The sequence below is a fragment of the Paenibacillus sinensis genome (assembly GCF_019904155.1).
In the GTDB taxonomy this organism is placed as follows: domain Bacteria; phylum Bacillota; class Bacilli; order Paenibacillales; family Paenibacillaceae; genus Paenibacillus_AQ; species Paenibacillus_AQ sinensis.
In genome coordinates, this window is record NZ_JAHCMB010000033.1 from 1 (window position 1) to 6,196 (window position 6,196).

Consider the following 6,196-nt stretch of genomic DNA (forward strand, 5'->3'; position numbering starts at 1 on the left):
AATTTACAATATCGTCTATTAAACATTCCTTTGTTAAATCCATTTTCTCCACCGGCAATCCCCTCTTTTTTCCTTTCATTTTATTTATCGGAAAAATGCCGGTAATTCTTAACGATTATTAATTATGTACTGCAAATAAGATCTCATCTATATCAATCCAATCCCAATCATCCTCGCCCCAGCGAAGTTTGATCCGCCGAAGGGAGCGATTGACGTCAAAAACATAGCCTTTGGCGATCCGATCCGGAGGGAACGGGTCCCACAGACGCAGCGTGACCGGAACCCCATCATTCAAACTGTAAAAAAGCGCCCGGTCAATTTCCTCCAACTCCTGTTGATCAAGCACCGGTATCTCGCGGCGCTGACCTTCCCGTGCATCCCGCTCCATCCTTACACGATGCTCCGGTAAGATAAACTTACTCTCCCACAATCCGCCTTCGAGTTTTTTCATGTTGTTCTCTCCTTCTATTTTCGGCGCATCCAGGTCGGCCGGAGTTCTTGTCGCTCCCACCCTTCAATAATCACGATTGTTTCCGTGGGCGCACCAGGTCGCCAATCAATATAACGCTCATCAACCAGCTCCTGCAGGGCAGCTCTAATCTGCTCCGGCCGGCGGCTTGATTTTCGAATGAGCTGCCACATCGGTGGAGACACCCCGAAATGCTGACGATGGAAATACATGATCCGCAGGAGCTTCCGGGCATTATCCGACAGCATGCCGTGGCCCCACCGGCTTCCAGGCGAGGATATTTGAAGCCAGGAATACACGCGGAGCGCCTGTGGACAGGCAGGTCGCGCGGATACGGCCGTCACGGATACCTTTGACTTCAATTTTCCGTTGAGTAATCTTCCCAGCTTTATCGATATACACAATTTCCAGAGTTTGGCCTACTCGCATGTGCATAATACCGCCTCCAAAATAGGAACATTTGTTTGTATTATAGACCGGACGCCGATGTTTGAACAGAGGAAAAAAAGAGCAAAGAGGTTATCCCTCCTGCTCTTTTTTGCGTCTGACTACATCTGATATTTCTACATCGTATGCCTCGCAGATACGATCCAGCACTTCTAAAGACACATACCCGTCATTCCACAGCTTTGCTGCCGTGGTAGGGGATATGCCGACCTTTGCAATAAAATCCATCTTTTTTATACTGCGCTTTACAAGCAGGATTCGCAGCGGTTCATATGTAATCATATTTCCACCTCCACATATAAAACTATACATGTTACTAAATATATTTTCAATAAAACGAATTTTTTTCCGCAAAACTGTTGACCAGACTTCCGCGAAGGTGTAATATATTAACCAAGAAGACGAAACAATTTTCATGATAGCGGAGGCGTTAGTAATGAAAAACATTATGGTCAGAGCTTGGGAGATTGCAAGAACGGCGGTAGTTCGATTCGGCGGAAAGGTTCAGGAGTACATGGCAATGGCGCTCCGTCAAGCTTGGGCTGAAGCCCGCAAACCTGTAGAGATGGGCCTGTCTCTGGTTCGCGGTATCCGTCGCACCGATGACGCCGAAGTCGTGACGGAAGCTCACGGGAGCTGGTCCAAGGGATGGCTGGCCCGTGTGACGCTGGCTACGCCAGGAGCCAAATTCGATCTGGACCGTAAGTTCATCCGCGCTTCCTACGACGGACGCAATCGCAGCGGAAACGGCTACCTGACCTATACCGGTCTTGCCGATGGTATCTACGAGGCAGACAGCGTAATCCGCAGCTACAGCGCACATCGCATTTACTTCCGGATCATCGCTGGTGTGGTGGCAGAAATCTTCGAAGGTAAGGAAGATGCCAAGATCGCATTGAACGGAATGCTGGTAGCTGCATAAACTTGCCGGCGGGCATACGCGAGGGAGGATTGAATATGCTGAACGAAATGACTGTCTCAGATAGTGAAAAAAAGATGATTGAAGCTATGCGGGCTTGTGGGGTAACGCCGCACAACCTGGTCCAAATGGCTCGATCTCATGCGATCAAAATCAAGAGCTGGGACATCCATCACTATGACAAGATCGTCGAACAGTTGGAAAAATAACAGCCGGATGGCTTTAACCATGGAGGGGAAAATGGAGTTCACACTGGGAATTCAATGCCCGGACAACGGAGTGCCTGTATACGGCACTTTCGACGAAAAAAACGGAAAGTGCTCTTTTGAACTAGAGGATGAAGAGTATGCCGCACAATTCTGCGACGCGGATACCATAGCGGAAGCCCAGCGCTGGTGCGATGCCATCAATAGCATGACCTTCTCCGATGTAGACGAGGCCAACCATCATTTGAAACTACTTGGCTCCAGCGAGATTTTCTAAAGCGACTGACGAGGGCCGCTAGAGAGCACTAGCCGATACGCTTAAGGGCATCGGGAAGATCCGCTACATAATAGCCGCAGGGCTTTAAGCTTGGAGGAAACATGGAAAAGGACTTTGAAGGGCTTAAAGAAGTAAAGGCAAAGGCTTCCAACGAGCTAACGAAGGCACTGAGAGAAATTGATGCCGGAAAGAACCCTGTCGAGGCTCTGAAAGAAATGGTTGATAAAAAACGCTTCTCAGCTCGGGAAGCGTCTTATAAAGAGGGAATGCGAGACGAGAATTATTAACCGCCTGACGATGGCCGGATGGATACTGGCCGAAACGGCAGCGCTGGGAAGCAGGGCCGTCGCGGAAATCCGCAAATACACGATGGGGCGAACCGCCCCGAAAAGGAGAATGCTAAGTGGAAAGAGGAACGCTCGTTCAATTGCTCGTCAACTCCAGAAATATTATCGTCGCTGCCGGTGAAGTCGATTTCGCGGATTTGAAGAAGAAAGACAAGCAGGCCATCTATGCTGCTTTTGAGGAAGAGACTAAATTCGAATTCGACGGGGATGGTGATGGATCGTATGCAATTGTCAACCTCGCGGAACTTCTGAGCGATGACAGCTTGGATGGCATCCAGATCATCTTCGAGTCCGATGCCGAATACGACTATGAGATCGCTAAGAAGCTGTCTGATCTGCGGATCGACGATGTGGACAGTGACGACACCGTAACTGCGCTGCAAAATCTGATCGACATGCTGAGTATCTCGCCGCGCTTCGTGAACTTGACGCCGCATGCCCTGAACCTTTACGATGCCGAGCGAACGTTGGTCGTCCTGACTGTTCCGGCCGAGGACCAGATGGTCAGGGTCAGCCAGCAATATGTGCAGGTCCCGGCGGTTGGGGGTCATCCGGTCGTTCGTAGCACCTACGGAGCTGTCGTTGGACTGCCGGAGCCGCAGTACAATACGTACTATATCGTCTCCTTACTCGTCGCTCAGGCCCTTGCCGATTCCGGTATTCATCGCACTGACATTCTGGTCCCCGACACCGGCGCGGGCGCGGTGCGCAATGAGAGCGGCGGAATCATCGGCACCACACGCTTTATGATCGTTTAAAGCCGCCCGAACAAAGTTCGAGCGGCCGGGCGGGATAACTTCTCAGGGCTCTCCCGCCCTCCATTATATCAAACCAAATGGAGGAATGAAAAAATGAGAAACAAGGTTAACGTTTACGAAAATGAATGGCGTCAGGGTCCGGTAATCGCCCGCGTTGAATATAACGAGCGGCTCGACCACTGGAACGGCAGCAACTGGTCTGATGGTGGTGTCGGCACTCACTTGGGAGTTACGCAGCTGCGTGACGGTCGGTTTGTTCTGATCCATGGTACGCAATGGCAAGGTCAGCGGGATTGGGCTAAGGTAGTCTCCGATAGTGAGGCGTTACAGGCGATCATTAAGTCCGGAAATATCGATATTCTGGACGAAGCGAAGTTTAGCAAACTGAAGGACCTGGCCGACAAGGCGCTGATTGCAGAGATGGTACAATGACAAAACCTGATTTGATGCTTGCTGATCTAGCAATCGATTTTGAAAAGTGGTTGACAAGCGAAAATATCACGAAGCAAGGGGTACGTAATCTTTTATCTCAATTTGATGAAATCGCTCAGTTTTGTGGGGACCGCGGAATCGCAGTCCCTGACTTTTCGATAAATGTCGCCAGAGAGTATTTGGCATGGTTGTCCGAACGGCCGAATTATCATACTGGAAAGCCCCTTGCTCCAGCTACCCGCTCTAAGCATTTCACCTGCTTAAAACGAATTGAGCAATACCTGAAGGAGAAGAAACTAATCGTCGGCTCTATGACCGAAGGAATCCGCCGTCCTATTCCCCGAAAAAAGGCAATCCAAGGATTCTCCGTTCAGCAACTACAGGCGATAATTAATGCTATACGAGATACCAGGGCATCCCCACGCTATAAAGATCGTATGTCCCTACTGGTTTTCCTGCTTGCCAGTACAGGTGTTCGAATCAGCGAGGCCTTAAATTTGCGACTAGATTCGTTTGACCATGACCGACGCATCATACTGGTATTGGGCAAGGGAGACAAAGAACGGGAAGTTCCCTTTTCTAAGGATCTGTCTGACTTTGTCCAAAATTATGCGGATAAGTACAATATCGAGAGAGGGGACTTGTTGTTCGCATCGCGATACGGCAAACCACTCGCTCCTGCATCAGTGCGCGACGCGCTTCGCCGTACAAAAAAATCATTGGGGACAGCATTTGAAATTGACCGAATGCGGGTGAGTCCTCATACTTTTCGTCATACATTCGCCCGGATGTGGGTGACTAAAGGTGGAAATACCATTGCTTTATCGAGAATTCTTGGGCATACAACAACGCAAATGACATCTGAATATGTCCGGCTTTGGGGTGTTGACTTAAGCCAATCTTACGATCTCTGTGATCCATGCGGAGATTTAAAGGTCCCCAAATTTGATTGAATGAATATATTTTTTGATGCTTTCGGACTGCTCACTCGGCGCTTCGATTGGTGCGGTGATGCTATAAAACACATGGAACTATCTTTTTAACATAAATCTTGTAAGGAATCCTCTGATCTAGATTCCCTGACATCATTTTGACGTTCTAAACCCCTACCACATTTCCTCGACTATGCTAACAGCGTTCGTAATTACACGCATTTTTTATGCGCATTTTTTATTGACACGCATTATTTATGCGCGTATAATAAAGGTATAGAGAGGAGGTCAAAGGATGGGGAAACAGCGAACGGTGCGCGAAGTGCTTCAATCATTGAAGAAAGCAGGGTTTATCGAATCGCCAAACCACGGTAAGGGAACAAGCCATCGAAGATACATAAACCCGAAAGACCCAAGTAAATACGCCGACGTAGCCGTCCATAGCATGGGCGACACGCTGGCAAAGGGTACACTAAAGAGCATCGAACGGACGTCCGGGGTTACATTCTAACCCCGGCTGTTTCGCCACCTGTGACCATCTACATGTAAAGGAGCGTGAGAACTTGAAAACCCATTATGTTTATCCCGTCGTCGTGGAACGTACCGAAACAAACTTGAGCATGTACTTCCCTGACTTCCCCGGAACAGCTGTCACCGCCGCCGAGCTTGCAGAAGGATTGTCACGCGCGAAAGAACTGCTTGCATTCCGGGCGCAGGAATTGGAAGAGGCCGGGCAGCCGCTTCCTCAACCGTCAGAACCGGACCAGATCGAGCTAGAGGATGCCAGCGACCGGATTGTCTTCGTTGAAATCTATATGCCACCCTATCGGGACGCTGCGGCCAACAAAGCCGTGACCAAGAACTGCACCTTGCCGAAGTGGCTGCGCGATGCTGCTGACGAAGCCGGACTGAACTTTAGCCAAGTATTGCAGACTGGTCTGAAGGATGCCTTGGGCTTGGAGCGTCGGAAATAACCCGACTGAAGACGGCTGAATGGGAACTGGCCACGACACTGAACTCATATTTAAGTCGGTGTCGCGGGAACCACTTCGGTACGGCATGGCTGGGTTGATTTTCATCTGGATTTCCTTGAAAACAAAAAAAATTGCCCACCAGCTTCGGCTGGTGGGATTTTTTTGTTTATTTTCTTGCTTCTAATTCAGCTAGTACAAGATATATAATACCTACAATTAAAGCGATTATTTCAAAAATATATGAATAAGGAGTAGTTGTAATATCATAATAAATCTTGTAGGTTTCATTAGTAACACCACTATTAAGGCTAGCTGCTAAAAAAACAGCTTCCATCGAGTGTACAACATTACGAACTACAAAAAGGAAAGTAGCTATCGAGAAAAAAAACATACTTGCCCCTCGCTTATTCATAAGACCTCCTAAACAAAAATATT

14 protein-coding genes are annotated in these 6,196 nt (G+C 48.7%); 9 read left to right on the forward strand and 5 right to left on the reverse strand.

Annotated elements, in window-relative coordinates; all coding sequences use genetic code 11:
- Nucleotides 1-118: 118 nt before the first annotated feature.
- The 4 genes from KIH86_RS02900 to KIH86_RS02915 form a co-directional block, all read right to left on the reverse strand.
- Nucleotides 119-451: a YolD-like family protein gene (locus tag KIH86_RS02900; protein ID WP_223085701.1), complete on the reverse strand. Its 333-nt coding sequence runs from the start codon at nt 449-451 to the stop codon at nt 119-121.
- Nucleotides 452-465: 14 nt separating this feature from the next.
- Complete coding sequence (locus tag KIH86_RS02905; protein ID WP_223085702.1) at nt 466-717, reverse strand: hypothetical protein; 252 nt, start codon at nt 715-717, stop codon at nt 466-468.
- Nucleotides 704-904, reverse strand: coding sequence for a hypothetical protein (locus KIH86_RS02910; protein WP_223085703.1), 201 nt, complete (start codon nt 902-904; stop codon nt 704-706). The genes KIH86_RS02905 and KIH86_RS02910 overlap by 14 nt, the downstream gene beginning before the upstream one ends.
- 84 nt (nt 905-988) lie before the next feature.
- Entirely contained in the window at nt 989-1,198 is a 210-nt protein-coding gene (locus tag KIH86_RS02915; protein ID WP_223085704.1) for a helix-turn-helix domain-containing protein, read from the reverse strand.
- 154 nt (nt 1,199-1,352) lie between these two features.
- Here KIH86_RS02915 and KIH86_RS02920 point away from each other — a divergent pair, with 154 nt between their 5' ends.
- The 9 genes from KIH86_RS02920 (at nt 1,353) to KIH86_RS02960 (ending at nt 5,761) form a co-directional block, all read left to right on the forward strand.
- Nucleotides 1,353-1,838, forward strand: a complete 486-nt coding sequence (locus KIH86_RS02920; RefSeq protein WP_223085705.1) for a hypothetical protein — start codon at nt 1,353-1,355, stop codon at nt 1,836-1,838.
- Between the two features lie 35 nt (nt 1,839-1,873).
- Complete coding sequence (locus KIH86_RS02925) at nt 1,874-2,044, forward strand: hypothetical protein (RefSeq protein ID WP_223085706.1); 171 nt, start codon at nt 1,874-1,876, stop codon at nt 2,042-2,044.
- Between the two features lie 7 nt (nt 2,045-2,051).
- Nucleotides 2,052-2,318 (forward strand): hypothetical protein, encoded by a 267-nt coding sequence (locus KIH86_RS02930; RefSeq protein ID WP_223110288.1) that lies wholly within the window; start codon nt 2,052-2,054, stop codon nt 2,316-2,318.
- A 101-nt stretch (nt 2,319-2,419) separates the two neighbouring features.
- Nucleotides 2,420-2,605: a hypothetical protein gene (locus tag KIH86_RS02935; RefSeq protein ID WP_223085708.1), complete on the forward strand. Its 186-nt coding sequence runs from the start codon at nt 2,420-2,422 to the stop codon at nt 2,603-2,605.
- A 116-nt stretch (nt 2,606-2,721) separates the two neighbouring features.
- Nucleotides 2,722-3,423 carry a hypothetical protein gene (locus KIH86_RS02940; protein WP_223085709.1) on the forward strand — a complete coding sequence of 234 codons (702 nt, stop codon included), beginning with the start codon at nt 2,722-2,724 and terminating at the stop codon, nt 3,421-3,423.
- A 93-nt stretch (nt 3,424-3,516) separates the two neighbouring features.
- The gene (locus tag KIH86_RS02945) at nt 3,517-3,855 is read left to right on the forward strand and encodes a hypothetical protein (protein WP_223085710.1); all 339 of its coding nucleotides are present in this window, start codon (nt 3,517-3,519) and stop codon (nt 3,853-3,855) included.
- Complete coding sequence (locus KIH86_RS02950; protein WP_223085711.1) at nt 3,852-4,808, forward strand: tyrosine-type recombinase/integrase; 957 nt, start codon at nt 3,852-3,854, stop codon at nt 4,806-4,808. Before KIH86_RS02945 ends, KIH86_RS02950 begins: the two co-directional genes overlap by 4 nt.
- A gap of 274 nt (nt 4,809-5,082) precedes the next feature.
- Nucleotides 5,083-5,298, forward strand: coding sequence for a type II toxin-antitoxin system HicA family toxin (locus KIH86_RS02955; protein WP_223085712.1), 216 nt, complete (start codon nt 5,083-5,085; stop codon nt 5,296-5,298).
- A gap of 52 nt (nt 5,299-5,350) precedes the next feature.
- Nucleotides 5,351-5,761, forward strand: coding sequence for a type II toxin-antitoxin system HicB family antitoxin (locus tag KIH86_RS02960; RefSeq protein ID WP_223085713.1), 411 nt, complete (start codon nt 5,351-5,353; stop codon nt 5,759-5,761).
- Between the two features lie 166 nt (nt 5,762-5,927).
- Here the strand turns inward: KIH86_RS02960 and KIH86_RS02965 are convergent.
- Nucleotides 5,928-6,196: hypothetical protein (locus KIH86_RS02965; RefSeq protein ID WP_223110289.1), on the reverse strand; the 269-nt coding region annotated here is incomplete at its 5' end.